Consider the following 25,602-nt stretch of genomic DNA (forward strand, 5'->3'; position numbering starts at 1 on the left):
AGCCCTTACTTGAGCTGGTCCTCGGTGTAGTAGTTGCCGCCGATGATGATCTCCTTGTAGTTCGACTTGTCGACGATCACCGGGTCGAGCAGGTACGACGGGACGACCTTGTTGCCGTTGTCGTAGTCCTTGGTGTTGTTGACCTCCGGCTGGCCGCCCTTCAGCACGGCGTCGGCCATCTTCACCGTCTGGTCGGCGAGCTTGCGGGTGTCCTTGAAGATCGTGGAGTACTGCTCACCGGCGATGATCGACTTGACCGAGGCGAGCTCGGCGTCCTGGCCGGTCACGATCGGGTAGGGCTGGCCGCTGGTGCCGTAGCCGGAGCTCTTCAGCGCCGACAGGATGCCGATGGACAGGCCGTCGTACGGGGAGAGCACGCCGTCGACCTTGGCGCTGCCGTAGGTGCTGGTGAGGATGTCCTCCATGCGCTTCTGGGCCGTCGCGGGGTCCCAGCGCAGGATGGCGGCCTGCTTGAAGTCGGTCTGCTTGCTCTTGACGACGATGGTGCCGTCGTCGATCTTCGGCTTCAGCACCGACATGGCGCCGTTCCAGAAGAACGTGGCGTTGTTGTCGTCGGGCGAGCCGCCGAACAGCTCGACGTTGAACGGGCCCTTCTTGCCGTCCTCGACGCCGAGGCCCTTGAGCAGCGAGGTGGCCTGCTGGACGCCGACCTTGAAGTTGTCGAAGGTGGCGTAGTAGTCCACGTTCGGGCTGTTGCGGATCAGCCGGTCGTAGGCGATGACCGGGATCTTGTTGTCGGCGGCCTGCTGGAGCTGCGAGGTGATCGCGGTGCCGTCGATCGAGGCGATGATCAGGAGCTTGGCGCCCTTGGTGATCTGGTTCTCGATCTGGTTGGCCTGGGTGGGGATGTCGTTCTCCGCGTACTGGAGGTCGACCTTGTAACCCAGCTTCTCCAGAGCCGACTTGACGTTGTCGCCGTCGTGGATCCAGCGCTCCGACGACTTGGTCGGCATCGTCACGCCGATCAGCGCGCCGGCGTTGCCGGCGGCGGAGGACGCGGAGGCTTCGGTGTCGACCGTCTTCTGACTGGAGCCGCAGGCCGTCATGGTCGCGGCGAGCGCGATGGCCGAGACCACGCCACCGATTCGTCCCAACCTCATGTCATCTCCTTGCGATGGGGGTCGCGGCAGCGCTGGACGCGGCGGCTGCCGATGTAGCGACAGATTCGATCACTGAACGTGACGAATCAGAACAAAGTTCGCGTTCGTATCCGCCGATTGTTATCGCTAACAAAGACTATGTCAACGGCGGGGGATAACCTGTCGGAAACTTTCAGGTAACTTTCATCCAGGGTATCTCCCCTAGTCAGCGCCTCGAACGGGCCGAGAACAGGCGCTGCAGGAGGATGAAGACGAAGAGCAACAGTCCAATAAAGATCTTGGTCCACCAGGAGCTGAGCGTCCCCTCGAAGCTGATGACCGTCTGGATCAGGCCGAGCACCAGAACCCCGAGGACGGTGCCGAGCAGGAAGCCGGTGCCGCCGGTGAGCAGCGTGCCGCCGATCACCACCGCCGCGATCGCGTCCAGCTCCATGCCCACGGCGTGCAGCCCGTAGCCGGAGAGCATGTAGAACGACAGCAGCACGCCGCCGAGCGCCGAGCAGAAGCCGCTCACCGTGTAGACGGTGATCTTCGTCCGGGCCACGGGCAGCCCCATCAGCAGCGCCGACTGCTCGCTGCCGCCGGTCGCGTACACCGACCGGCCGAAGCGGGTGTAGTGCAGCACGTACGCCGCCACCGCCACGACCACCACGGCGATGATCACGCTCGGCGAGATCCACAGATCCGCGAACAGGTCGATCCTGGTCTGCGCGAAGGCCACGAACGTCGGGTCGTCGATCGGGATCGAGTCGGTCCCGATCGTGTAGCACAGCCCGCGCGCCAGGAACATGCCCGCCAGCGTCACGATGAACGGCTGGATGTCGAAGGCCTGGATGATCCAGCCCATCACCAGCCCGAGCCCCGACCCGATGAGCAGCACCAGCGGCACCACCACGTACGGCGGCCACCCCGGCCCCTCCATCAGGCTCGCCGCGATCATCGTCGACAGCGCCACCACCGACCCCACCGACAGGTCGATGCCCCCGGTCAGGATCACGAACGTCATCCCCACGGCCACGACCAGCAGGAACGCGTTGTCGATGAACACGTTGAGAATGATCTGCCCGCTCGCGAAGCCCTCGTAGCGGAACCCGCCCGCCACGAACATCGCCACGAACAGGACCCCCGTCACCAGGACAGGCAGGTACTTGGCCGGCACGGAGGCCCGGCCGACGGTCAGCGCCGTCACGCTGTCACCCGCACTTTCTCCTCCGGAGCAGGGCTCGGAGGCGTGGTCCGGCCACGGCGGCGGAACGCCTTGGCCCGGAAGGACGGCGACTGGATGAGGCAGACCGCCGTCACGACCAGCGCCTTGAACAGCAGCGTCGTCTCCGGCGGCACGCCGATCGAGTAGATCGTGGTGGTCAGCGTCTGGATGATCAGCGCGCCGAGCACCGTGCCCGACAGCGAGAACCGGCCCCCGGCCAGCGAGGTGCCGCCGATCACCACGGCCAGGATGGCGTCCAGCTCGATCCACAGGCCGGCGTTGTTGCCGTCGGCGCTGGAGACGTTCGAGCTGATCATCAGCCCGGCCACGCCCGCGCACAGGGCGGCGAAGGCGTAGACCATGATGACGATCCCGCGCGACCGGATGCCGGCCAGCCGGCTCGCCTCGGCGTTGCCGCCCACCGACTCGATGAGCATGCCGAGCGCCAGCCGCCGGGTCAGGAACGCGGTGATCGCCAGCACCGCGAGCACCACGAGGATGCCGAACGGCACCGTCAGCCAGTAGCCGCCGCCGATCACCTTGTACGCCGGGCTGTTGACCGTGATGATCTGCCCGTCGGTGATGAGCTGCGCCAGACCGCGCCCGGCCACCATGAGGATGAGCGTGGCGATGATCGGCTGGATGCCGACGGCGGCCACCAGGAACCCGTTCCAGGCCCCCAGCACCAGGCACAGCCCCAGCGCCGCCGCCACGGCGGTGAACAGCCCGGCGTCCTCGCTGATCTGCAGGCAGGCGAGCGCGCCCGAGATCGCCACCACCGAGCCGACCGACAGGTCGATGCCGCCGGTGGCGATGACCAGGGTCATGCCGATCGAGACCAGGATGAGCGGCGCGCCGAAGCGCAGGATGTCGATCAGGCTGCCGTACAGGTGACCGTCCCTGACCTGGACGGAGAAGAAGCTCGGGGTGAAGAACAGGTTGAGTGCCAGCAGCAGCACGAGGACCACCACCGGCCACAGCAGGCGTCTCATGACTCACGGCCTCCGCTGGCGATCGTCTCCATCAGCACGTCGGTGGTCAAGCTCTCGTCGTTGGGCAGCTCGGCCACCAGGCGGCGGTCGCGCAGCACCTCGACCTTGTGGCTGAGCCGCAGCACCTCCTCCAGCTCGGCGGAGATGAACAGCACCGCCATGCCGCCGTCGGACAGCTCGGCCACCAGCCGCTGGATCTCGGTCTTGGCCCCGACGTCGATGCCGCGGGTGGGCTCGTCCAGGATGAGCAGCCGGGGCTCGAGGATGAGCCAGCGGGCCAGCACCACCTTCTGCTGGTTGCCGCCGCTGAGGTTGCGCACCGGGATCTCGGGGTCGGGCGGGCTGATCCGCAGCGCCTTGACGTACCTGCCGACCAGGTCGTCCTGCTGCTCGCGGGGCACCGGGCGGGTCCAGCCGCGGACCGCCTGGAGCGCCAGCACGATGTTCTCGCGGACCGTGAGGTCGGGGATGAGCCCGTCCTCCTTGCGGTTCTCCGAGCAGAAGGCGATCTTGTGCGTCATGGCCGCGCGCGGGGTGCGCAGCGACACGGGCGCGCCGCCGATCGTGATCTCCCCGCTCCCGGCGTGGTCGGCGCCGAACAGCAGCCGGGCGACCTCGGTGCGGCCCGAGCCGAGCAGCCCCGCCAGGCCCACCACCTCACCCTCGTGGATCGTCAGGCTGAACGGCTCGATCGCCCCCGCCCGGCCGAGCCCGCGCGCCTCGACCAGGGGGCGGTCGAAGACCTTGTGCTCGCCCTGGAGGCGTTCCAGCGCGGCCAGCTCCTGGCCGATCATCTTGGCCACGAGCTGGACCTGGCTGAGCTCGCGGGTGAGGTACTCGCCGACCAGGCGGCCGTTGCGCAGGATCGTCATGCGGTCGGAGATCTCGTAGATCTGGTCGAGGAAGTGCGAGACGAACAGGATCGCGATGCCCTCCTCCTTCAGCCGCCGCATGACCCGGAAGAGCTGCTCGACCTCGCCGGCGTCCAGGCTGGAGGTGGGCTCGTCGAGGATGAGCACGCGCGCCTCGACGTCCACGGCCCGCGCGATCGCCACCATCTGCTGGATCGCCAGCGAGTACGCCGACAGCGGCGCCGACACGTCGAGCGCGATGTCCAGCCGGGCCAGCACCTCCCGCGCCCGCGCCCGCATGCGCTTCCAGTGGATGCGGCCCCGGCGGCGCGGCTCGCGGCCGAGCAGGATGTTCTCGGCCACCGAGAGGTTCGTGCAGAGGTTGACCTCCTGGTAGACCGTGCTGATGCCGGCCTGCTGCGCCTCCAGCGGGCTGGCGAACGCGACGGGCCGGCCGTCCAGCTCGATCGTGCCCGCGTCGGCGGGGTGGACGCCGGTCAGCACCTTGATCAGGGTGGACTTGCCCGCGCCGTTCTCGCCCATGAGCGCGTGCACCTCGCCGGGGAGCAGCCGCAGGTCCACGCCGTCCAGGGCCCTCACCCCCGGGAACAGTTTGCCGATCCCGCTCATCGTCAGGACCGGCGCGGGTGTTGCCATGAAGCCTCCATCAGGGCAGGCCGGGCCGGCGCGGAGCCGGCCCGGCGACTGCGGGTCGTGCGTCGATCAGTACTGCGTCGATCAGTACCGGGTCGATCAGTACCGGGTCGATCAGTACTGGCGGCTGGAGAGGGCCTGCTTGGCCTGCTCCTGCGTGAACGTGGTCTCCTCGGTGACCACGCGAGGGGGCACCTGCTCGCCCTTGACGACCTTCTTGGCCAGGTCCATGAGCTGCGGGCCGAGCAGCGGCGAGCACTCCACGATGTAGTTGATCTTGCCGTCGGCGAGGGCCTGCATGCCGTCCTTCACCGCGTCCACGGTGATGATCTTGATGTCCTTGCCCGGCACCTTGCCCGCGCCCTCGATCGCCTCGATGGCGCCGAGGCCCATGTCGTCGTTGTGCGCGTACAGCACGTCGATGTCCGGCTGCGCCTTGAGGAAGGCCTCCATGACCTCCTTGCCCTTGGCCCGGGTGAAGTCACCGGTCTGCGAGGCGATGATCTGGAACTTCGAGTCCGCGCTGATGACCTGCTGGAAGCCGGCCTTGCGGTCGTTGGCCGGGGCCGAGCCGGTGGTGCCCTGGAGCTCGACGATCTTCACCGGGTCCTTGCTGTCCTTGTACTCCTCGACCAGCCACTGGCCGGCCTTCTTGCCCTCCTCCACGAAGTCCGAGCCGAGGAACGTCTTGTACAGGGAGGTGTCCTTGGAGTCCACCGCGCGGTCGGTCAGGATGACCGGGATCTTGGCGTTCTTCGCCTCGTTCAGCACCGGGTCCCAGCCCGACTCCACCACCGGCGAGAAGGCGATCACGTCCACCTTCTGCTGGATGTAGGAGCGGATGGCCTTGATCTGGTTCTCCTGCTTCTGCTGGGCGTCGGAGAACTTCAGCGTGATGCCCGCGTTCTTCGCCGCGTCCTGGATGGACTTGGTGTTCGCGGTGCGCCAGCCGCTCTCCGCGCCGACCTGGGCGAAGCCCATGGTGATCGAGTCGCCGCCGCCACCGCCGGTGCCGGCGCTGGTGGTGCCGCCGCCGCTGCCGCCGCAGGCCGTCACCGACATCGCGGTGAGCCCGGCGAGGACCAAGGCCGAGATCCTCTTGAACACTTGGGGGGTTCCCTTCTGATGTGAACGCTAACAACCCTGGTCGGAGCCCAGGGTCCGCGGCCGACCTGGACGGCCGCTAGCGACCTTCCGGAGGCCGGGCCGTACTGGCCCGGAGCACGAACTCCGGCGGCACCACAAGCCGCTCCCGCTCCTCGGGACCGTCTTCCAGCAGCCGTACCAGCACCTCGATGCTGTGTCTGCCGACCGCGTCGAAGTTCTGCCTGATGGTCGTGAGCGGCGGCGAGAAGAACTCCGACTCGGGGATGTCGTCGAAACCGACGACGCTCACCTGGCCGGGCACCCTCACCCCCTGCTCGGTGAACGCCCGCAGCACCCCGAGCGCCATCTGGTCGTTGGCGACGAAGACCGCGGTCACGTCCGTCATGCGCGCCAGGCTGCGGCCCGCCTCGTATCCCGAGCGCGGGCTCCAGTCCCCGGCGAGCGGTTGCGGGGCCTCGCGGCCCGCCTGCTCCAGCGCGGCCCGCCACCCGGCCACGCGCCCTTCCGCCTCCAGCCAGTCGGAGGGACCGCTGATGTGCCAGACCGTCTCGTGTCCCAGGGAGAGCAGGTGCTCGGTGGCGAGCCTGCCCCCCGCGAACTGGTCCACGCTGACCACCGACACCTCGCCCGCCTCGCCGCCCTCGACGGCGACGGTGGGGATGCCGGGCGGCAGCTCGGCCAGGGCCTGCGCGGCCGAGCGCTGCGGCGCGACCACCACGGCCCCGTCCACGCCCTGGTCGGCGAGGTAGTCGAGAGCGTCGCGGACGCCCCCCGTGTCGATGGACTTCAGGCTGACGATGCTGACGAAGTAGCCGGCCGACCTGGCGGCCTGCTCGATGCCGTACACCGTGCTGGCCGGCCCGTACAGCGTGGTGTCGAAGCTCACCACGCCGAGCGTGCGCGACCGCTTGGTCACCAGGGCGCGGGCGACGAGGTTACGGCGGTAGCCGAGCTTGTCGATCGCCTGGAGCACCCGGGCGCGGGTCTCGCTGCGCACGTTCGGGTGATCATTGAGGACGCGGGACACGGTCTGGTGCGACACGCCGGCCTCTCTGGCCACGTCGGCCATGACCGGCAGGCGGCGCCCCAGGCTGGGTCCCACAGCCGTGCTCCTTCCTTGGCTTGGCACCGACTGTGAGCGCTAACAAGGGTCGCCGTCAAGAGGTGACGGGATTACGGTCGGGTCACGCGAGAAGGCCCTTGACGGGCAGCTCAGGTGGACTTAACGTGACGCGGATCGTAGTTGTTAGCGCTCACCTACCTGTTAGCGCTAACACAACGTGAGGAGCCCCCGTCGTCCATGACACGCATCGCCCTGTCGGCCCTGCTGACGCCCGTTCCACGGCCGGCTGGTTCTTCGCCGAGCTCACGAAGCGGTGACCACCCGGTAGTGCGTGGTCATCCGGCCCTCGTCGTCGAGCACGTGGAAGGCGAACGACGGGGGCAGCGCGTAGTCGACGCAGGTCTCCCACGTGGTGCCGCCCTCCCACGGCAGCAGGGCCGTGGAGACCACGCCGGGGGCGACCAGAAGCGGCCGGCCGGCGAACGTGGTGGCGGCGGCCGTGTGCGCGTGGCCCACCAGCACCGCCGCGACATTCGGATGCCCGGCCACCAGCTCCTCCAGGCGGGCGCTGGCGCGCAGCCGGATGCCGTCCACCAGCGGGACGTGCAGCGTCACCGGCGGATGATGGAAGGCCACGAACACCGGGCGGTCGCTGCCCGCCAGCACGCCCTCCAGCCAGTCGAGGGTCTCCTCGTCGAGGTGGCCGGGGTTCTGGCGGGGCGGGATCGAGGAGTCGCACATCGCGTAGATCGCGGAGGGGGTGCGCAGCACCTGGTTGACCGGGCCTGGGCCGGGGTCCTCGTCGCCGAGCAGGACGCGGCGGAACTCCTCGCGCACGTCGTGGTTGCCGGGGCCGATCAGCACCGGGTGGCGGGAGGTGAGCAGCTTGCGGGCCTCCTCGTACTCCTCGGCGGTGCCGTGGTCGGCGATGTCGCCGGTCACCAGCACGGCGTCGAGGTCGGCGGGCAGCGCGTCGAGGTGGCGCATGACGGCCCGGGTGCGGCCGGCGCTCTCGGGCGTGGCGCCGAGGTGCACGTCGCTCAGGTGCGCGATCACGATCATGCCGGGGTCCTTTCCTGGTGGCGGTCCCCTCACCGTATCCGGGGGGACCGGACCAGCCGTAAGATCCGGTCACGTGCGCGAACATTGGGCCGGTCGCGGAGTCGACCTGCTGCTGGAGGTGCCCGCGCGGGGCGGGCGGCGGCGGGCGCTGGAGGAGGCGCTGCGCGCGGCCGTCCGTGACGGGCGGCTGCCGCCCGGGGCGCGGGTGCCCTCGACCCGGGCGCTCGCCGCCGAGCTGGGCCTGGCCCGCGGCACGGTCGCCGCCGCCTACGACCAGCTCGTCGAGGAGGGCTACCTCACCGCTCACCCCGGCGCCCACACCCAGGTCGCCCCCCAGCCCCCGCCGCCTGCCGGTCCCACCCTCGGCCCCGCCCTCGGCCCCACCCTCGGCCCCACCCTCGGCCCCACCGCCGCGACGACCGCCGCCGCCGAACCCGCCCCCTTCGAGCCCGCGACCCCCGAACCCACCGCCCCCGAGCCCACCGGCCCTTACGGCCCCGGGACGGGGGTGGCCGCCGGCTACGGAAGCGCGGCCGGGGCGGACGCGGACGTGCCGCGGCACGATCTGCGGCCCGGGCGGCCGGACCTGGCGGCGTTCCCCGCGCGGGCCTGGCTGCGCGCCGTGCGGCACGTGTTCGCCACCGCGCCCGCCCACGTCCTCGGCTCGTGCGACCCGCGCGGCCGGATCGAGCTGCGCGCCGCCCTGGCCGCCTACCTGGGCCGCACCCGAGGCGTGCGCACCACGCCGGAGCAGGTGATCGTGACGACGGGCTTCGCGCAGACCCTCGGCCTCCTCGCCGCCGTGCTCCCTCCTGGCCCGTTCGCCATGGAGGACCCCGGCCACGACTTCTACCGCGAGGTCGTGCGCCGGGCCGGCCGCGCGGTCGTGCCGCTGCCGGTGGACGAGCTCGGCGCCCGCGTCGACACGCTCACCCCGGACGTGGCCGCCGCCGTTGTCACCCCCGCCCACCAGTACCCGACCGGCGTCCCCCTCGACCCCGCCCGCCGCCGGGCCCTGCGCGCCTGGGCGGCGGCCCACGACCGGCTGGTCGTGGAGGACGACTACGACGGCGAGTTCCGCTACGACCGCCGCCCGATCGGCGCGCTCCAGGCCACCGCCCCCGGCCACGTGCTCTACGCCGGCACCACGTCCGAGTCGCTGGCCCCCGGCCTGCGCCTGGCCTGGGCGGCGGTGCCCCCGGCCTGGCTGGGCCCGCTGGCGGAGGCCAAGCTGTACGCCGACGCGCACACCGAGGTGCCCGGCCAGCTCGCGCTGGCCCGGATGATCGAGGCCCACGACTACGACCGGCACGTCCGCGCCGCCCGCCTGCGCTACCGCCGCCGCCGCGACCTCCTGGTGGCCCGGCTGGCCGGCCCCGGCCGGCCGCTCCCCGGCCTCACCCTGCCCGGCGTGCCGGCCGGGCTCCGCGCCCTGCTCCTCCTGCCCGGCGACGGGTTCAGCGGCGGGCCCAGCGGCGGGCCGGGCGACGGGCCGGGCGAGGCCGAGGCGCTGGCGGCGTGCGCGCGCCGGGGCGTCGCGCTGCGGCCCGCGTCGCCGCTGTGGCATTCGCCCGGCCGCGCGGCGGGCCTGCTGATCGGTTACGCCGCCCCGTCCGAACGCGGCTACCCGCCCGCCCTGGACGCCCTCTGCGCGGCACTGGCGGAACTCCGCCGTCCCCCCGCTCGTTCAACCGGCTGAACACCGGAGGAGGAACCTTGGGCTGGCAGTACCACAAGTCGATCAAAGTAGGACCGTTCCGGATCAACCTCTCGCGGCACGGCGTCAGCCACAGCTTCGGCAACCGGCGCTTCCACGTCAGCACCACCCCCGACGGCCGCCGGCACGTCTCCGTACGCCTGCCCGGCGGCTTCCACGTCGGCAAGACGTTCGGTGGCCGCCGATACCACGGACATTACTGAACCCTGATACAACACGCGCTTTGCGGGTAGTTGACGGTCCTCGCGATCTCAATGGAGGAGTTCGATGGGCTGGAGCTACCGTAAGTCGATCAAAGTGGGCCCCTTACGGCTGAACCTGTCCCGCGGCGGTGTCGGGCACAGCTGGGGCAACCGGATGTTCCGGGTGACGAAGACGGCGGACGGACGCCGCACGCTGTCGGTCAACCTGCCCGGCGGCTTCCACTGGCGCAAGACCCTCAGCGGTCGCTGACCGCTTCGCCATAGCACGGACCGGAGGCCGGCGGCCTCCGGTCCGTGCTCTTTCCGGCGCCGCCCGCGCTTGCCAGAGTGGGCGGATGAGCGCTCACATGAGCCCGGAGGAGTTCCGCCGGCACGGCAGGCAGGTCGTCGACTGGATCGCGGACTACCTGGCCGAGGTCGAGTCCCACCCGGTCAGGTCGCGGGCCGAGCCGGGCGAGGTCCGGCGCGCGCTGCCGGACGCCGCGCCCGAGCACGGCGAGCCGTTCGAGGCGGTGCTCGCGGACGTGGAGCGGATCATCCTGCCCGGCCTCACCCACTGGCAGCATCCCTCCTTCTTCGGCTACTTCCCGGCCAACACCAGCGGCCCGGCCATCCTCGGCGACCTGCTGTCCGCCGGGCTCGGCGTGCAGGGCATGATGTGGGTGACCAGCCCGGCCTGCACCGAGCTGGAGACCGTCGTGGTCGACTGGCTGGCGGGCCTGCTGGGCCTGCCCGGCCGCTTCCGCACCGACGGCCCCGGCGGCGGCGTGATCCAGGATTCCGCGTCGAGCGCGAGCCTGATCGCTCTCCTGGCCGCGCTGCACCGGGCGAGCGGCGGCCGGGTGGCGGCGGAGGGCCTGCGCGGGCGGCACACGTTGTACGTGTCGTCGCAGACGCACTCGGCGCTGGAGAAGGCGGCGCGCATCGCGGGGCTGGGCAGCGCGAACGTCCGGGTGGTGGACGTCGATCCCGGCACGCTCGCCATGGACCCGGCCGCCCTGCGCGCGCTGCTGGCCCGCGACCGCGCGGAGGGCGCGGTCCCCGCGATGGTGTGCGCCACGGTCGGCACCACCGCGACCACGGCCGTCGACCCGGTGGCGGCGATCGGCGAGGTGTGCCGCGAGCACGGGGTGTGGCTGCACGTGGACGCCGCCTACGCGGGCGTGGCCGCGATCTGCCCCGAGTTGCGTGGGCTGAACGACGGCGTCGCCGAGTACGCCGACTCCTACGCCACGAACCCGCACAAGTGGCTGCTCACCACCTTCGACTGCGGCCTGCTGTGGGTCGGCGACCGGGCCCCGCTGCTCGGCGCGCTGTCGGTCCTGCCGGAGTTCCTGCGGAACGCGGCCTCGGCCGGCGGCTCGGTCGTGGACTACCGCGACTGGCAGGTGCCGCTCGGCCGGCGCTTCCGCGCGCTGAAACTGTGGGCGGTGCTGCGCTGGTACGGCGCGGAGGGGCTGCGCGCGCACATCCGCGCGGGCGTGGCGCTGGCCGCGGAGCTGGCGGACCGCGTCGCGGCCGACCCGGAGTTCGTCCTGTTCGAACGCCCGCGCCTCGGTCTGGTGTGCTTCCGCCCGGCCTGGCCCGGCCTGCCCGCCGAGGACGCCGACCGGGCCACGCTGCGGCTCATGGAGACGCTGAACGCCGGCGGCGCGCTGTTCCTGACGCACGCGCGCGCCGGCGGCCGGGTGGTGCTGCGGATGGCGATCGGTGGGACGGCCACCGAGCGGCGGCACGTGGAGCAGGCGTGGGATCACGTCCGCCGCGAGCACTCCGCGCTGAAAGTGCTCATGAGATGAGCACTTTGCCGAGCAGAATCCTTGGTGTCCGCAGGAACGAGAAGGGACCGGACATGCTGCGAGGATTCGCCACGCTCACCCTGTACGCCGCCGACCTGGAGGCCGCCGAGCGCTGGTACGCCGACCTGCTCGGCGTCGAGCCGTACTACGAGATCCCGGGGGCCTACGCCGAGTTCCGGGTGGGCGACTACCGGCACGAGCTGGGCCTCATCGACGCCTGCTTCGCCCCGGGCGGCGCGCCCGGCGGCCCCGGCGGCGCGATCATGTACTGGCACGTGGACGACCTGCGGGCCACGGTGGACCGGCTGCTCGCCATGGGGGCGCGCGAGCACGAGCCGATCACCGCGCGCGGCGAGGGCACCGGGTTCGTCACCGCCTCCGTGGTGGACCCGTTCGGCAACGTGCTCGGCGTCATGAGCAACCCGCACTACCTGGAGGTGCTGACGGGGAAAGATCGGGCATAGGGTACGCGTCCGGAACGCGGGAGCGGGAGGGGTCGTGGGCGAGGGACGCGCGCTGGAGGTGCTGCGGCGGCTGCGCGCCGGGCGGGAGGCGTTCACTCCGGGCCCGGCGCTGCCCATCGTGGACCAGGTGGTCGCGACGGTCCTGTCCCAGGCCACCTCCGACGTCAACTCCGGCCGCGCCTTCGCCCGGCTGAAGGAGCGCTTCCCGGTGTGGGAGCAGGTGGCGGACGCGCCGCCCGAGGAGGTGGCCGACGCCATCCGCTGCGGCGGCATCGCCGACATCAAGGCCCGCCGCATCCAGGACATCCTGACCGCCGTGGAGGAGCGCGAGGGCGCGATCGACCTTGACCGGCTGAACGGGCTCGACGACGAGGCGGCGGAGGCGTACCTGACCTCGCTGCCCGGCGTCGGCCCGAAGACGGCCGCCTGCGTGCTGGTCTTCTCCATGGGCCGGGCGGCCTTCCCCGTGGACACCCACGTGCACCGCGTCACCACCCGGCTCGGCTGGATCCCGCCGGGCACCTCGGCCGCCGAGGCCCACCGCCTGCTCGCGCCGATGGTGCCGCCGGAGCTCCGGCACGAGCTGCACGTCGCGCTGATCAGGCACGGGCGCGCGGTCTGCCAGGCGCGGCGGCCGCGCTGCGAGGAGTGCGTGCTGCGCGAGGTCTGCGCGTACGGGAGCGCGATCGCGGGCGACGTCAGCCGAAGAAGCGGCCGACGGTGAACCGGCGCACCCGCAGCGGCACGGCGTACCGGCCGACCACCTTGATCTTCCTGATCCACGTCCTGTGGTCCATCGTGACCCGCACGCACCGCAGCAGCACGTCGTGGTCGCCGGGCAGCGCGTAGTACGAGACGGACACGGCGTCGCGGCCGAGGCCGCGGTCGGAGAGCGAGACCCCGACCTCGCGGTAGAGCCGCCGCGACCCCTTGAGCGCGAAGGCGGTGGAGCCGACGATCGCGTGGTTCGCCGCGGGCGGGCAGTGCACGAAGAGGCGCACGAAGTCGTTCTGCCGGGGCCGGTCGGGCACCACGCGCAGGGACGTGCGGTGTTTCCAGGCAGGCGGGATGTGGTCGCCGCCGAAGGCCGGTGCGGCCACGGCGACCTGCCCGATCACGAGAGCGGTGATCGCTCCCGCGCTGATGGCGGCACGCACGTCCGCCACGTTAGGCGGAGGTGGCGGGGAGCGGCGGAAGCCACGCCGGGTGGCTCGCGGAGAGGGGTGGAGCTATGGGGATTCGAACCCCAGACCTCCTCCATGCCATGGAGGCGCGCTACCAACTGCGCTATAGCCCCTTGCGATCAGCAAGTGTATCGGACTTCAGGGGCGCGCGCGTCACACCAGACCTTTGTGCTACGTCTATACGTCATGTCCACTTTCGAGGAGCACCGCGCCCTGCTGCTGGGCGTCGCCTACCGCATCCTGGGCACCGTGGCGGACGCCGAGGACGTCGTGCAGGAGGCGTGGCTGCGCTGGTCCGGGGTGGACGAGGCCACCGTGGCGGACCCGAAGGCGTACCTGATCAGGGTGACCTCGCGGCTGGCCATCGACCGGCTGCGCTGGGCGAAGTCGCGGCGCGAGGCGTACGTGGGGCCGTGGCTGCCCGAGCCGCTGAGCACCGAGCCGGACGTCGCCGAGCGGGCCGAGCTGGCCGACACGGTGGAGCTGGCGCTGCTGGTGGTGCTGGAGACGTTGTCGCCGCTGGAGCGGGCGGTGTTCGTGCTGCGGGAGGCGTTCGACCTGCCGTTCGCGGAGATCGGCGAGATCGTCGGGCGCAGCGAGGCCGCCGCCAGGCAGCTCGCCCGGCGCGCCCGCGACCACGTGCGCGACCGGCGGCCCCGCTTCGACGTGGACCGCGCCGAGCGCCGCCGGATCACCGAGCGCTTCGCCGAGGCCGCGATGAAGGGCGACCTGGACGGGCTGATCGAGCTGCTGTCGGCCGAGGTCGAGCTGGTCAGCGACGGCGGCGGCAAGGCCAGGGCGCCGCTGCGGGTGCTCACCGGCGCCGCCGACGTCAGCCGGTTCCTCACCTCGATCGCCACCCCGGCGAACATCGCCAAGTTCCTGGTCTCGGTCGGCCAGGCGGGGACGGCGGGCCTGTCGGTCGGGCTGGCGGAGCTGAACAACGCGCCCGCCATGGTGATCTCGGCGGAGGGCCGGGTGGTCAGCGTGGCCTCCCTGCTCGTCGCCGACGGCCGGATCCAGGCCGTCTACCTGATGGCGAACCCGGACAAGCTGGCCCGCCTGACCCCGGCCTGACCCGCGCGCGGGCGCGGGTCAGGCGCGCTCGTCCTCCAGGTAGCGCTCGCGGCCGGCGTACAGGCCGGTGGCGAGCTGGGCGGCGAGCACGACGAAGATCAGCGCGTACGGCAGCGACCAGCCGCCCGAGACGTCCCGCAGCACGCCGACCAGCAGCGGCCCGCCGCCGGCGATGAGGTAGCCGGCGCTCTGCCCGAAGGCCGACAGCCCGGCGGTCACCTCCGGCGTGCGGGTGCGCAGGCCCAGCATCATCAGCGCCAGCGGGAACGAGCCCATCCCGACGGCGATGAGCGTCACCCACACCAGCGCCCAGGACGCCGGCCCGATCCAGAGGCCGGCGAAGCCGACGGCGTAGAAGGCGACCAGGCCGACCACGACGGGCCGCTGGTCGCGGAAGCGCGCGGCGATGATCGGGACGGCGACCGAGACCGGGATGTTCAGCGCGGTGAACACGCCGAGGAGCAGCCCGGCCTCGGAGGTGCTGTAGCCCCCGTCGGTGAGGATGGTGGCGAGCCAGCCGAACATGATGTACGCGATCATCGACTGGGTGCCGAAGTAGATCGCGATCATCCAGGCCAGGCGGCTGCCCAGCAGGCGGCGGATGCCCGCGTCCCGGCCTCCCGTGTCCCGCTCCGGCTCACTGCGCAGCAGCGCAAGCCACGGAATGGCGGCCACGGCGGCCAGGGCCGCCCACACGCCGAGCGCGACGTGCCAGTCCCCCGAGGCGCGCTCGATCGGCACGGTCGCGGCGGCGGCCAGCATCGTGCCCGCCGCCAGGGCCGTGGTGTAGACGGTGGTCATGATCCCGGTCCTGGCCGGGAAGTGCCGCTTGATCAGCGTCGGGATCAGCACGTTGCCCACGGCGCCGCCGGACAGCGCGACCGCGCTGCTCAGCAGGAACACGGGGGCCGAGCCGACCAGCGACCGGACCAGCAGGCCGACGCCCAGCGTGACCAGGGCCAGCAGGAGCAGCCGGTGTTCGCCGACGCGCCGGGCGAGTGTCGGCGTGATCGCGCCGACGCCGGCGAAGGCCAGCACCGGGAGGGTGGTGAGCAGGCCGGTGCCGACGCTCGACATGCCGAGGGCCGCGGCGAGCTGGTCGAGGAGGGGGCCGACGCTGGTGACGGCGGTACGGAGGTTGAGTGCGGCGAGGACGATTCCCAGCACGAGGAGCCAGGCGAGGGGGGTCGTTCTGCCTCTGGACTCTGAAGCCAGCACGCTCATGCCGGGTCGGGCCTCCACTCATCAAATCATGGGACGAATCACCACCTTAACAGGACCGAAATGCCGCTTTATTCCGGCCACTACTCCCCGGACGCGCGACAGCGGCCACCCTCATGGGCGGCCGCTGTCGCGCTGAAACGGATCCGGTCGGGGGTCAGAGGACCGGACGGGGACCCTGCGGGGGCTCGTCCGGAGGGGGCAGCGGGCCGCCGGGCGGGACCGCGCCGGGCGCGGGCAGGCCGCCGGCCGGCGGCAGGGTGGGGTCGTTGCCGCCGATCGTGCCGGGCGGGACCTGCTGGGCGCCGCCGTAGGTGGAGCCGTGCTCGTGCGTGCCGGTGCCGACCGTGTCGTCGCGCTGGTGGGGGCCGGGCACCTCGCCGCGCCAGCCGCCGGTCTCGGCGCCGCGTGACTCGATGAACTCCTTGAAGCGGCCGAGGTCGCCGTTGACCCGCAGCCGGACGATCTGGAGCCAGTCGCCCACGGTCTCGACGAAGCCCTCGGGGTCGTACTCCATCTGGAGCGTGACCTTGGTGCGGTCGTTGTCGATGCGGTGGAAGGTGACGACGCCCGCCTGGTTCGGCTTGTCCAGGCTGCGCCAGGCGACCCGCTCGTCCGGGTGCTGCTCGGTGATCTCGGCGTCGAACTCGCGCTTGACCCCGGCGATCTCCGTCACCCAATGGGTGCGGGTGTCGGTGACCTGCTTGACCGACTCCACGCCCTCCATGAACTCGGGGAAGCTCTCGAACTGCGTCCACTGGTTGTAGGCCACCCGGATGGGGACCTCGACGTCTACAGAGTGCTCGATCGTGCTCATGGGTTCAGCCACTTCCCGGGCGGGCCGGAGGTTAACGCCTCCGCCGGAGCAGCCAGTAGAGGCCGACGAAGGGAAGCACGAGCGGGATGAACAGATATCCCCTGCCGTAGGCGGACCACACGGTCTCGTCGGGGAAGGCCGCCGGGTCGACGACGCTGGCGGTGCCGACGATCAGCACGCCGGCCAGTTCGACGCCGAGCGCGACCAGCGCGAGCCGCCGCGCGCCGCGCCACAGCGCGACCGTGAGCAGGATGTAGACGGCCGCCGCGAACGCCGACAGCGCGTACGCCAGCGGCGCCTCGGCGAACCTCGTGGCGATCTGCACCCCGGCCCGCGCGCCCGCGGCCAGCGAGAACAGGCCGTACACGGCGATCAGCGCCCGCCCCGGCCCGCTGCCGATGGCGCGGGAGGCGTCGCCGCTCATGCCCCGCCCTGCCAGATCTGCAGCAGCCGGGCGTTCATGACGGCGATCGCGAACCCGGCGAGGACCAGGATCGCCGACCCCCACCGGGACCGCTCGGCCAGCGCGAGGAACACCCCCGCGGGCGGGATGACGACCTCGCCGGCGAGGTAGCCCCACAGCGTCGCCTTCTCCTGCGGCCCCGCGCCCCCGGACAGCGCCGCGATGACGAAGCCGACCTGCACCAGGATCGCGACCTCCAGCGCGGCGAAGCCGATCAGCAGCACCATGCCCATGGGCCGGTCGCGGAACGCGTTGACCAGGCTCGCCAGCATGAGCAGCAGCGCGCCGGTGATGACGATCGCGGAGACGGTGGTGTTCATCGGGGGTAAGGCTATCGCCCGGGTGCGGCGCCCCCTACTCCGGCGACAGCTCCCGCTCGATGCCGTCGAACAACCAGCGCAGGCCCTGCTCGAAGGTGTCGCCCGCGCCGGCCACCCCCTGCTCCAGCAGGGGCGCGAGGTGCGGCAGCGCGCCCTCGCCGATCAGCTCCCTGACGTACGGCTCGGCCAGCGCGGCCCGCTCGGCGTCGCTGACCCCCTCGTGCCGGGGCGCGCCCCGCTCCTGCGCCTCGCGCACCAGGAACCCGGTCATGTAGTCGGTGTAGGCGGCCAGCACCCGCCAGGCGGCCTCCGGCGCGGCGCCGAGCCGGGCGAGGACGGCGAGCTTGCGCTCCACGTGGCGCAGCGCGTTGGGCCCGACGGCGACGCCCTGCGAGAGGAGGTCCACCCGCCACGGGTGGCGGCGGACGAGGTCGCGCTCGCGGCGGGCGATGTCGAGCAGCGCCTCGCGCCAGTCGTCCGGCGGGGGCCCGGCCGGGCGCAGCTCGCCGGCGATCTCGTCGAGCATGAGCGCGAGCAGGTCCTCCTTGCGCTCGATGTAGGAGTAGAGCGTCATCGTGCGGGCGCCGAGCTCGGCGGCCACGCGCCTGATGGAGACGGCGGCCAGGCCCTCGGCGTCGGCGAGCGCGATGGCCGCGGCCACGATGGCCTCCCTGGTCAGGGCCGGGCGGCGGGGCGGCGCGGGCCGCGACCAGACGGAACTGCTCACGCCTCCGATCCTAAGGCAGCCGCTACACCGTACGAGGGTGATACGGTGTACGACATGCGATACGCCGTACGAACCCCGCTCGCGGCCACCGGCCTGGTGGTCCTGCTCGGCGGCGTCATGACGATGCTCGACTCGACGATCGTCAACGTGGCGCTCACCACGCTCGCCCACGACTTCCACACCACCCCCGCCACCGTCCAGCAGGCGGTCACCGGCTACCTGCTGGCCATGTCGATGACGGTCCCGGTCACCGGCTGGGCGGTCGGCCGCTTCGGCGCGCGCCGGGTCTGGCTGGTCTCGCTCGCGCTGTTCGCGGCCGGCTCGGCGCTCTGCGCCGTCGCCTGGTCGGCCGGCAGCCTGGTCGCCTTCCGCGCCGCGCAGGGCCTCGGCGGCGGCCTGCTCATGCCGGTCGGCCAGGCGATGCTGGCCCAGGCGGCGGGCAAGGAGCGCATGGGCCGGGCGATGGCGCTGATCTCGGTGCCCGCCATGCTGGTGCCGGTGCTCGGGCCGCCGCTCGGCGGGGTGATCGTGCAGACCCTCGGCTGGCGCTGGCTGTTCCTGGTCAACCTGCCCCTCAGCGTGGTGGCGCTGGCCGCGGCGGTCCTGCTGCTGCCGCGCGCGGCGGCCGGCGGGACGGCCCGGCAGCCGCTCGACGTGCTCGGCCTGGCGCTGCTCTCCCCCGGGCTGGGCGCGCTGGTGCACGGCCTGTCGGCGGTCGGCGACGGCGCCTCGCCGCTGCACCCGGCGCTCTGGATCGGGCTCGCGCTGGTCGCGGCGTTCGTGGTGCGGGCGCTGCGGATGCCGGGGGCGCTGGTGGACCTGCGGCTGTTCGGCGACCGCGTGTTCGCCGTGTCCGTGGGGGCGATGATCTGCTACTCGGCGGCCATGCTCGGCTTCACCGTGCTGGTGCCGCTCTACAGCCAGCTCGCCCGGGGCGGCAGCCCGCTGGACGCCGGCCTGCTGCTGGCCCCGCTGGGGATCGGCGCGGCGCTCACGCTGCCGATCGCGGGCCGGCTCACCGACAGCCGGGGCGCCCGCGGGGTCGCCGCGGCCGGCGTGACGGGCGTGGTGGCGGGCATGGCGGCGTTCGCGGCCTTCCCCGGGCCGCTGCCCGTCCTCGTGGTCGGGCTCGGGCACGGGCTGGTGTCCACGTCGGTGCTGGCGGCGGCGTACGCGACGCTGGAGCGCGCGGCCATCCCGGCGGCGACCACGCTGAGCACGATCTCGCTGCGGCTGGGCTCGTCGTTCGGCGTGGCGGTGCTCGCGGTGCTGCTGCAACTGGTCACCGCGGCGGGCGCGGCGCGGCCCTTCACCGTCGTCTTCTGCTGCGCGGTCGGGCTGGCCGCCGTCACGCTGGTGCCGGTCGCGCTCCTAGGATCGAAGGCGTGGAGAAGATCCTCGTCAGCGCCTGCCTGATGGGCCGCCGGGTCCGCTTCGACGGCGGCGCGAAGACCAGCCAGTCCGCCCTGCTCGCCGGGTGGCGCGAGGAGGGGCGGCTGGTGCCGTTCTGTCCCGAGGTGAGCGGCGGGCTGCCGGTGCCGCGCCCGGCCGCCGAGATCGAGGGCGGCGCGGGCGGGGCCGCGGTGCTCGCGGGCGAGGCCCGGGTGGTCACCGCCGACGGCTCCGACGTGACCGAGGCGTTCGTGGAGGGGGCGCGGGCGGCGCTGGAGGCGGCCCGGTCGGCCGGGGTCCGGCTGGCCGTGCTCAAGGAGGGCAGCCCGTCGTGCGGCTCGCTCGCCGTCCACGACGGCGGCTTCCAGGGCCGCCGGGTGCCCGGCCAGGGCGTCACCACGGCGCTGCTGGAGCGGCACGGCATCCGCGTGTTCAGCGAGGAGCGCCTCGCCGAGGCGGCCGGCTACCTCCGCACCCTGGAGACGTAGAAGGCCGCGGCCAGCCCGGCGGCGAGGAAGGCCGCGATCGTGCCGTGGTACCACACGAGCCCCGTCCCTGCCGGCGCCCCCGGCACGAACGCCACCGCCAGGATCCCGAGCAGCACCCCGGACAGCGCGCCGGCGTGCGTGTAGATCAGCCCGTCCCAGGCCCAGGGGCGGGCGCTCAGCGCGCCGTACGCGCCGGCCAGCATCGCCGCGCAGCACAGCGACTCCACGACCACGGCCGGCACCGTCACCGGCTGGCGCAGCGGGCCGAGCACGACCCCGGCGTGCAGCAGGCAGGCCACCAGGAAGACCAGCGCGTACAGCAGGGAGAGCCCGCCCAGGGCTCTGCGGAGTGCGTCGTCCATGCGCCCACGGTCTCACCGGAGCGGCCGCGGGCCATCGTCCCCCGGGAGGCCGTCAGCGTACGTCCTGGGCGGTAGTGCCGGTCAGCATGCGGCGCACCAGGCGGATCACCTCGTCGATGGTCTCCTTGGCCTCCTCCTCCGACTCGCACACCGCGACCTCGCGGCCCGCCTCGCCCATCATCGTCGTGAGCAGGAGCACGAGCACGTGGCTCGCCCGGGTGTCGGCGAGGCCGAGCAGCTTCTTGTTGCCGCCGATCCAGTCCCAGCCGCGCTGCCTGCGCAGCGCGGTGAACTCGGCCGGGCCGTCGCTCTCCAGGAACAGCCTGGCCACCTCGCGCTGCTCCCACGAGCCCTCCAGGTAGGCGCGCGCCCCGGCGAGGAACCGCTCGGGCGCGCCCGCGGCGACCGCCTTGGCCGCGCGCGAGGTGCGTTCCTCCTGACCGCGCATGAACTGCTCCCACAACGCCAGGAACAGCCCCGGTTTGCCGCCGAAGTGGTGGTACAGGCTGCCGACGCTGATGCCGGAGGCCCCGACGAGGTCGGCGACCGTGGCCTCGGCGTACCCCTTGGCGAGGAACACCTCGCGGGCGGCGCGCAGCAGCGCGTCCCTGGTGTCGCCCGACCTTCCCCAACGGCGGCTCTTCACTCAGTGCTCCCAGGTGTCGGCGCGCTGCTCGTGGGCAATTATGTACGGCCGACGCTGACGGGAAACTTTCTCCGCCTCCCAGGAGTCCTAGACATGGGGGCTCGGAACTTCATTTCCGACGGGGAAAGGGACTCGGCCATGCCAGTCGACCTGAACAACGCACGACCCCTGGCCTGGGACTCGGCCACGCTCGACGCGGACACCAAGGCGATGCTGGACAACCTCCAGCCGAACATCCTGCGCGCGCACGTACGCGAGCACCTGTCCGTCCTGTTCGTCCGGTTCAACGACGCGGCCGAGGGCAAGGCGTTCCTCCGGCACGTGGCGACGACGCACATGAAGTCGGCGCGCAAGCACCTGGAGGAGGTGCGCGACTTCGCCACGCGGGGCCGGCGCGGCACGCCGTACGTGGGGATCGGCATCAGCAAGGCCGGCTACCGCGACCTCGGGCACACCGTCCAGGACGTGCGCAAGTTCGGCGACCAGGTGTTCCGCGACGGCATGAAGCAGCGCGTCGCCGAGGTCGACGACCCGCCCGTCGACCAGTGGGACCGCACCTACCAGCGGGAGATCCACGCGGTCGTCCTGATCGGCGACGACCGGCCCGAGCCGGTGGCGAAGCTGCGCCAGGAGATCCGCGCCGCGCTGCCGGCCAGCGCCAGGGTGCTCGGCGAGGAGACCGGCCAGGGCATGCGCAACCCGGCCGGCGACGGCATCGAGCACTTCGGCTACGTGGACGGCCGCAGCCAGCCGCTGTTCCTCAAGGACGAGGTGGACCGCGAGCCGAAGAAGCGCTGGGACCCGGCCTTCCCGCTGTCCAACGTGCTCGTGCCGGACCCCTTCGCGCCCGACCCGCGCCGGCACCACGGCAGCTACCTGGTCTTCAGGAAGCTGGAGCAGAACGTGCGGGCGTTCAAGGAGATCGAGCAGCACCTGGCCGACGCGTTAGGGCTCAAGGGCGCCGACCGCGACCGGGCGGGCGCGATGCTCATCGGCCGCTTCAAGGACGGCACGCCGCTGACCAGCAAGGGCAAGGCGGGCGGCGGCCCGGTCTCCAACGACTTCACCTTCGACGGCGACGAGGGCGGCAAGTGCCCCTTCAGCGGGCACGTCCGCAAGACCAACCCGCGCTCGTTCGGGCGCGAGGTGCTCATGGCCCGGCGCGGGCAGACCTACGGGCGGCGCACCGACCACCCGTGGGACGACGCGCCGCCCGAGACGCGGCCCAGCGGCGAGGTCGGGCTGCTGTTCATGGCGTTCAACGCCAGCCTGGAGAACCAGTTCGAGTTCACCCAGCGCACCTGGGCGAACAACGAGGACTTCCAGAACCCGGCGACCGGCCACGACCCGGTGATCGGCCAGGGCCGGCGCGAGATCAAGGTGACCTTCCCCAAGGTGTGGGGCAAGCCCGAGCTCTCGCCCCCGCAGGCCCAGGTGGCGCAGACGATCACGATGAGGGGCGGCGAGTACTTCTTCGCGCCCTCCCTCGCCTACCTGCGTGGCCTCTAGCGGGCCGGCCGGCCTGCATCGAAGGATGTACGCCTGATTCGGCCCGGTGGAGGAGGCGGCGAGCCGCCGCTGACCAGCAGGATCGTCCTATGACGCTCGCTCTGGCGCTCACGCTCGCCGCCCTCGCGCTGGTCGACAGCACCAGCTTCGGGACACTGGTGATCCCCGTGTACCTGCTGCTGTCCGGCGGCCGGTCCAGGACGTCCGGGCTGCTCGTCTACCTGGCCACGATCGCGGCGTTCTACTTCCTCGTCGGGGTCGCGCTCATGCTGGGCCTGTCGGCGGCCCTGGACGGCTTCGGCGAGGCGCTGAGCAGCCCGGCGGCGTACTGGACGCAGCTCGTGCTGGGCGCGGGCCTGTTCGCGCTGAGCTTCCCGCTCGGCAGGAGGCCGCCGCGCCGCTCCGCGCCCCGCACCGGCGGCCCGGGGACGATGGTGCTGCTCGGGCTCACCGCCGGGGCCGTCGAGGTGGCCACGATGGTGCCCTACCTCGCGGCCGTCGGCCTGATGACCACCTCCGGGCTGCCGGCCGCGCAGTGGCTGCCGCTGCTGGCCGGGTACGTGCTCGTCATGATCGCGCCGCCGCTGGCGCTCATGGCGCTGCGCGGCGTCGCCGGCGCCTGGCTGGAGCCCCGGCTGGAGCGGCTGCGGGCCTGGCTGACCCGGCACTCGGCGTCGATGGTGAGCTGGGCGGTCGGCATCATCGGGTTCCTGCTCGCCCGCGACGCGGCGGCCCACCTGTTCTTCGGGGCCTGAGCCTTCCCCGCCTCCCGCGCGTCCCGGACGCCCCTCTAGGATCGGAGTCTCCGCGGGGGAGGAGTTCCGGACCGATGTTGCGTGCCTTCTTCAGGACCGAGGCAGGCAGTACCAGCGTGTTGCTGGTCGCCACCGCCGTGGCCCTGCTGTGGGCGAACTCGCCCTGGGGCGGCGCCTACGAGGCGTTCTGGCACACGCCCATGGGCCTGTCGTTCGGCTCCGCCGACTTCTCGCTCGACCTGCGGCACTGGGTCAACGACGGGCTGATGACGGTGTTCTTCTTCGTCATCGGCCTGGAGGTCTCCTACGAGGTGCGGCTCGGGCAGCTCCGCGACCGGCGGCTGATCGCGGTGCCCGCGGTCGCGGCGTTCGGCGGCATGCTGGTGCCCGCCGGCATCTACCTGCTGCTCAACGCGGGCGGGCCGGGCGCGGCCGGGTGGGGCGTGCCGATCGCCACCGACACCGCGTTCGTGCTCGGCGTGCTCGCGATCGTCGGCGCGCGGTGCCCCGACCCGCTGCGGGCGTTCCTGCTGACGCTGGCGATCGTCGACGACGTCCTCGCGATCATCATCATCGCCCTGTTCTACACCGCCGAGCTGTCGGTGCCCGCGCTCGTCACGGCGGCGCTGCTGCTGGCGGCCATCGCGACGTTGCGGCGGCTGCGGATCTGGCGGGCGCCGGCGTACATCGTGCTGGGGTTCGCGCTGTGGGTGGCCACGCTGGAGAGCGGCATCCACCCCACGCTGATCGGCATCGCGCTCGGCGTGCTGGTCTTCGTCTACGCCCCCTCCGACCAGAAGCTGCTGCTGGCCGGCGAGGCCGTGCAGGAGTTCACCCAGGAGCCGAGCGCCCGCGCCGCCCGCGAGGCCACCCGGCGGCTCCAGCACGCCGTGTCCGTCAACGAGCGGCTGCAGCTCCGCCTGCACCCGTGGAGCAGCTACGTCATCGTGCCGGTGTTCGCGCTGGCCAACGCGGGGGTGCGGCTGGACGGCGAGACCCTGCGGGCCGCGCTCACCTCGCCCGTGTCGATCGGGGTGGCGGCGGGCCTGCTGGCCGGCAAGTTCATCGGCATCTCGCTCGGCACGTGGCTGCCGCTCCGCCTGAAGTGGGGCATCCTGCCCGGCAACCTGGTGTGGGGTCAGCTGCTCGGCGGCGCGGCGGTGTCCGGCATCGGGTTCACGGTGGCGCTGTTCATCGTCGACCTCGCCTTCCCCGACCCGGCGGTGCGCGCCGAGGCGAAGATCGGCATCCTGGCCGGGTCGCTGCTGGCCGCCGCGCTGGGCTGGGTGGTCTTCCGGCTGGCGTGGGACCGGGGCGGCGTCTGCGCCCCGCCCGAGGCCGAGCCGGACGAGGAGCTGCCCGAGCTGCTGTCGGTGCCCGTGGGGCCGGACGACCACGTGCGCGGCCCGGCCGGCGCCCCGATCACCATCGTCGAGTACGGCGACTTCGAGTGCCCGTACTGCGGCCGCCTGCACCCCGTGCTGGAGGAACTGCTCAGGAAGAACCCGGACGTCCGGCTCGTCTTCCGCCACTACCCGCTGCGCACCCTGCACCCGCGCGCCGCCCCCGCCGCGATCGTCGCCGAGGCCGCGGCCGACCGGGGCCGCTTCTGGGAGATGCACGACGTCCTCTACGACAACCAGCGCTTCCTCACCGACGCCGACCTGGAGCACTACGCCGCCCAGCTCGACGTGCCGCCGTGGGACGACGTCCCCCGGCACGTCTCCAGGATCGCCCTGGACGAGGCGTCCGGACGCGACAGCGGCGTGCGCGGCACCCCCACCCTGTTCCTGAACGGCGTCCGCTACCAGGGGCGGCTCGACCAGGAGTCGATCAGCCGGGCGATAGCGGATCTCCGCCGATCCCCGTAGCCTTCTTGACCAATGTCCGTCAACCCCGCCGGAGTCCTGCCTTGGTAAGCAGCTCGCTCACCGTCATCAGCCTGATCACCGCGTTCCTGAACGTCATCCTCCTGATCGGCGGCGTCGTCCTCATCGCGATGCGCCGGCGCGAGCAGGGGCGCGGCGCCGTGCTCGGGATCTCCGGCTGCGTCGTGCTCCTGCTCGGGGCGGTCTTCAGCCTGCTGCAGGGTTTCCTGCAGTCGGCCCTGGTCGACGTGCTGGGCATCGGCGGCGCGGTCGGCCTGTCGGTCCTGGTCTCCTCGATCTTCCACCTGATCGGCGTGGCCCTGCTGATCGGCGGCGTGGTCGCCCGGCGTGACCCGCCGCGGCCCGCCGGTCCGCAGGGCTGGCCGCAACAGCAGCCGCCGGCGGCGCCGTGGGAGCAGCAGCAGGGCTGGAACCAGCCGCCGCAGCAGCCGCCGTACCCGCAGCAGCAGCCGGGCTGGCAGAACCCGCCGCAGCCCCCCTTCGGCCAGGGCCCGCAAGCCTGACGCGCGTCG

At 72.4% G+C, this 25,602-nt stretch carries 28 protein-coding genes and 1 tRNA gene; 13 read left to right on the forward strand and 16 right to left on the reverse strand.

Features of this window, described 5'->3' with window-relative positions; all coding sequences use genetic code 11:
• Positions 1 to 5: 5 nt before the first annotated feature.
• From chvE to MF672_RS29305, 7 genes are all read right to left on the reverse strand, one after another.
• Complete coding sequence (gene chvE, locus MF672_RS29275) at positions 6 to 1,121, reverse strand: multiple monosaccharide ABC transporter substrate-binding protein (protein ID WP_242376993.1); 1,116 nt, start codon at positions 1,119 to 1,121, stop codon at positions 6 to 8.
• A gap of 205 nt (positions 1,122 to 1,326) precedes the next feature.
• Positions 1,327 to 2,310 carry a galactofuranose ABC transporter, permease protein YjfF gene (gene yjfF, locus MF672_RS29280; RefSeq protein ID WP_242376991.1) on the reverse strand — a complete coding sequence of 328 codons (984 nt, stop codon included), beginning with the start codon at positions 2,308 to 2,310 and terminating at the stop codon, positions 1,327 to 1,329.
• The gene (locus MF672_RS29285; protein WP_242376989.1) at positions 2,307 to 3,320 is read right to left on the reverse strand and encodes an ABC transporter permease; all 1,014 of its coding nucleotides are present in this window, start codon (positions 3,318 to 3,320) and stop codon (positions 2,307 to 2,309) included. Before MF672_RS29285 ends, yjfF begins: the two co-directional genes overlap by 4 nt.
• Complete coding sequence (locus MF672_RS29290; protein ID WP_242376987.1) at positions 3,317 to 4,828, reverse strand: sugar ABC transporter ATP-binding protein; 1,512 nt, start codon at positions 4,826 to 4,828, stop codon at positions 3,317 to 3,319. The genes MF672_RS29285 and MF672_RS29290 overlap by 4 nt, the downstream gene beginning before the upstream one ends.
• 111 nt (positions 4,829 to 4,939) lie before the next feature.
• The gene (locus MF672_RS29295) at positions 4,940 to 5,932 is read right to left on the reverse strand and encodes an ABC transporter substrate-binding protein (RefSeq protein WP_242376984.1); all 993 of its coding nucleotides are present in this window, start codon (positions 5,930 to 5,932) and stop codon (positions 4,940 to 4,942) included.
• A 76-nt stretch (positions 5,933 to 6,008) separates the two neighbouring features.
• The gene (locus MF672_RS29300; RefSeq protein WP_242377021.1) at positions 6,009 to 7,001 is read right to left on the reverse strand and encodes a LacI family DNA-binding transcriptional regulator; all 993 of its coding nucleotides are present in this window, start codon (positions 6,999 to 7,001) and stop codon (positions 6,009 to 6,011) included.
• A gap of 297 nt (positions 7,002 to 7,298) precedes the next feature.
• Positions 7,299 to 8,057, reverse strand: a complete 759-nt coding sequence (locus tag MF672_RS29305) for a metallophosphoesterase (RefSeq protein WP_242376982.1) — start codon at positions 8,055 to 8,057, stop codon at positions 7,299 to 7,301.
• A 73-nt stretch (positions 8,058 to 8,130) separates the two neighbouring features.
• Between MF672_RS29305 and pdxR the strand changes: the two genes are divergently transcribed.
• The 6 genes from pdxR (at position 8,131) to MF672_RS29335 (ending at position 12,964) form a co-directional block, all read left to right on the forward strand.
• On the forward strand, positions 8,131 to 9,756 hold the full coding sequence (gene pdxR, locus MF672_RS29310) for a MocR-like pyridoxine biosynthesis transcription factor PdxR (RefSeq protein WP_242376980.1): 1,626 nt from the start codon (positions 8,131 to 8,133) through the stop codon (positions 9,754 to 9,756).
• Positions 9,757 to 9,773: 17 nt separating this feature from the next.
• Positions 9,774 to 9,977, forward strand: coding sequence for a DUF4236 domain-containing protein (locus MF672_RS29315; protein ID WP_242376978.1), 204 nt, complete (start codon positions 9,774 to 9,776; stop codon positions 9,975 to 9,977).
• A 64-nt stretch (positions 9,978 to 10,041) separates the two neighbouring features.
• Positions 10,042 to 10,227: a DUF4236 domain-containing protein gene (locus MF672_RS29320; protein WP_242376976.1), complete on the forward strand. Its 186-nt coding sequence runs from the start codon at positions 10,042 to 10,044 to the stop codon at positions 10,225 to 10,227.
• 85 nt (positions 10,228 to 10,312) lie between these two features.
• Complete coding sequence (locus MF672_RS29325) at positions 10,313 to 11,776, forward strand: aminotransferase class V-fold PLP-dependent enzyme (RefSeq protein WP_242376974.1); 1,464 nt, start codon at positions 10,313 to 10,315, stop codon at positions 11,774 to 11,776.
• A 53-nt stretch (positions 11,777 to 11,829) separates the two neighbouring features.
• Positions 11,830 to 12,240, forward strand: coding sequence for a VOC family protein (locus MF672_RS29330; protein WP_242376972.1), 411 nt, complete (start codon positions 11,830 to 11,832; stop codon positions 12,238 to 12,240).
• 34 nt (positions 12,241 to 12,274) lie between these two features.
• Positions 12,275 to 12,964 (forward strand): endonuclease III domain-containing protein, encoded by a 690-nt coding sequence (locus MF672_RS29335; protein WP_242376969.1) that lies wholly within the window; start codon positions 12,275 to 12,277, stop codon positions 12,962 to 12,964.
• On the opposite strand, the gene MF672_RS29340 is transcribed toward MF672_RS29335, so the two are convergent.
• Entirely contained in the window at positions 12,939 to 13,397 is a 459-nt protein-coding gene (locus MF672_RS29340; protein WP_242376967.1) for a hypothetical protein, read from the reverse strand. The genes MF672_RS29335 and MF672_RS29340 overlap by 26 nt on opposite strands.
• Positions 13,398 to 13,464: 67 nt before the next feature.
• Positions 13,465 to 13,537 (reverse strand) — tRNA-Ala (locus tag MF672_RS29345).
• Positions 13,538 to 13,610: 73 nt separating this feature from the next.
• Here MF672_RS29345 and MF672_RS29350 point away from each other — a divergent pair.
• Positions 13,611 to 14,501, forward strand: coding sequence for an RNA polymerase sigma-70 factor (locus MF672_RS29350; protein ID WP_242376965.1), 891 nt, complete (start codon positions 13,611 to 13,613; stop codon positions 14,499 to 14,501).
• Between the two features lie 18 nt (positions 14,502 to 14,519).
• Here the strand turns inward: MF672_RS29350 and MF672_RS29355 are convergent, their stop codons facing one another.
• From MF672_RS29355 to MF672_RS29375, 5 genes are all read right to left on the reverse strand, one after another.
• On the reverse strand, positions 14,520 to 15,668 hold the full coding sequence (locus MF672_RS29355; RefSeq protein WP_242376963.1) for a CynX/NimT family MFS transporter: 1,149 nt from the start codon (positions 15,666 to 15,668) through the stop codon (positions 14,520 to 14,522).
• Positions 15,669 to 15,879: 211 nt separating this feature from the next.
• Positions 15,880 to 16,539: an SRPBCC family protein gene (locus MF672_RS29360; RefSeq protein ID WP_242376961.1), complete on the reverse strand. Its 660-nt coding sequence runs from the start codon at positions 16,537 to 16,539 to the stop codon at positions 15,880 to 15,882.
• Between the two features lie 31 nt (positions 16,540 to 16,570).
• Positions 16,571 to 16,963 (reverse strand): hypothetical protein, encoded by a 393-nt coding sequence (locus tag MF672_RS29365; protein WP_242376959.1) that lies wholly within the window; start codon positions 16,961 to 16,963, stop codon positions 16,571 to 16,573.
• A complete protein-coding gene (locus MF672_RS29370; protein ID WP_242376957.1) occupies positions 16,960 to 17,322 on the reverse strand; it encodes a hypothetical protein in 363 nt (120 codons plus the stop codon). The genes MF672_RS29365 and MF672_RS29370 overlap by 4 nt, the downstream gene beginning before the upstream one ends.
• 34 nt (positions 17,323 to 17,356) lie before the next feature.
• Positions 17,357 to 18,049 carry a TetR/AcrR family transcriptional regulator gene (locus MF672_RS29375; protein ID WP_242376955.1) on the reverse strand — a complete coding sequence of 231 codons (693 nt, stop codon included), beginning with the start codon at positions 18,047 to 18,049 and terminating at the stop codon, positions 17,357 to 17,359.
• 54 nt (positions 18,050 to 18,103) lie between these two features.
• Between MF672_RS29375 and MF672_RS29380 the strand changes: the two genes are divergently transcribed.
• Both MF672_RS29380 and MF672_RS29385 read left to right on the forward strand, forming a co-directional pair.
• Complete coding sequence (locus MF672_RS29380) at positions 18,104 to 19,465, forward strand: DHA2 family efflux MFS transporter permease subunit (RefSeq protein ID WP_242376953.1); 1,362 nt, start codon at positions 18,104 to 18,106, stop codon at positions 19,463 to 19,465.
• Positions 19,435 to 19,929, forward strand: coding sequence for a 2-thiouracil desulfurase family protein (locus MF672_RS29385; protein WP_242376950.1), 495 nt, complete (start codon positions 19,435 to 19,437; stop codon positions 19,927 to 19,929). The genes MF672_RS29380 and MF672_RS29385 overlap by 31 nt, the downstream gene beginning before the upstream one ends.
• On the opposite strand, the gene MF672_RS29390 is transcribed toward MF672_RS29385, so the two are convergent.
• Both MF672_RS29390 and MF672_RS29395 read right to left on the reverse strand, forming a co-directional pair.
• Entirely contained in the window at positions 19,905 to 20,291 is a 387-nt protein-coding gene (locus MF672_RS29390) for a hypothetical protein (RefSeq protein WP_242376948.1), read from the reverse strand. The genes MF672_RS29385 and MF672_RS29390 overlap by 25 nt on opposite strands.
• 52 nt (positions 20,292 to 20,343) lie before the next feature.
• The gene (locus MF672_RS29395) at positions 20,344 to 20,937 is read right to left on the reverse strand and encodes a TetR/AcrR family transcriptional regulator (protein ID WP_242376946.1); all 594 of its coding nucleotides are present in this window, start codon (positions 20,935 to 20,937) and stop codon (positions 20,344 to 20,346) included.
• A 138-nt stretch (positions 20,938 to 21,075) separates the two neighbouring features.
• Here MF672_RS29395 and MF672_RS29400 point away from each other — a divergent pair, with 138 nt between their 5' ends.
• The 4 genes from MF672_RS29400 (at position 21,076) to MF672_RS29415 (ending at position 25,593) form a co-directional block, all read left to right on the forward strand.
• Positions 21,076 to 22,446 (forward strand): Dyp-type peroxidase, encoded by a 1,371-nt coding sequence (locus MF672_RS29400; protein ID WP_242376944.1) that lies wholly within the window; start codon positions 21,076 to 21,078, stop codon positions 22,444 to 22,446.
• Positions 22,447 to 22,535: 89 nt separating this feature from the next.
• A complete protein-coding gene (locus MF672_RS29405) occupies positions 22,536 to 23,201 on the forward strand; it encodes a GAP family protein (protein ID WP_242376942.1) in 666 nt (221 codons plus the stop codon).
• 74 nt (positions 23,202 to 23,275) lie between these two features.
• Positions 23,276 to 25,072, forward strand: a complete 1,797-nt coding sequence (gene nhaA, locus MF672_RS29410; protein ID WP_242376940.1) for a Na+/H+ antiporter NhaA — start codon at positions 23,276 to 23,278, stop codon at positions 25,070 to 25,072.
• A 41-nt stretch (positions 25,073 to 25,113) separates the two neighbouring features.
• Positions 25,114 to 25,593, forward strand: a complete 480-nt coding sequence (locus tag MF672_RS29415; protein WP_242376937.1) for a hypothetical protein — start codon at positions 25,114 to 25,116, stop codon at positions 25,591 to 25,593.
• Positions 25,594 to 25,602: the final 9 nt, after the last annotated feature.

Origin of the sequence: Actinomadura luzonensis (genome assembly GCF_022664455.2) — a bacterium.
GTDB lineage: Bacteria > Actinomycetota > Actinomycetes > Streptosporangiales > Streptosporangiaceae > Nonomuraea > Nonomuraea luzonensis.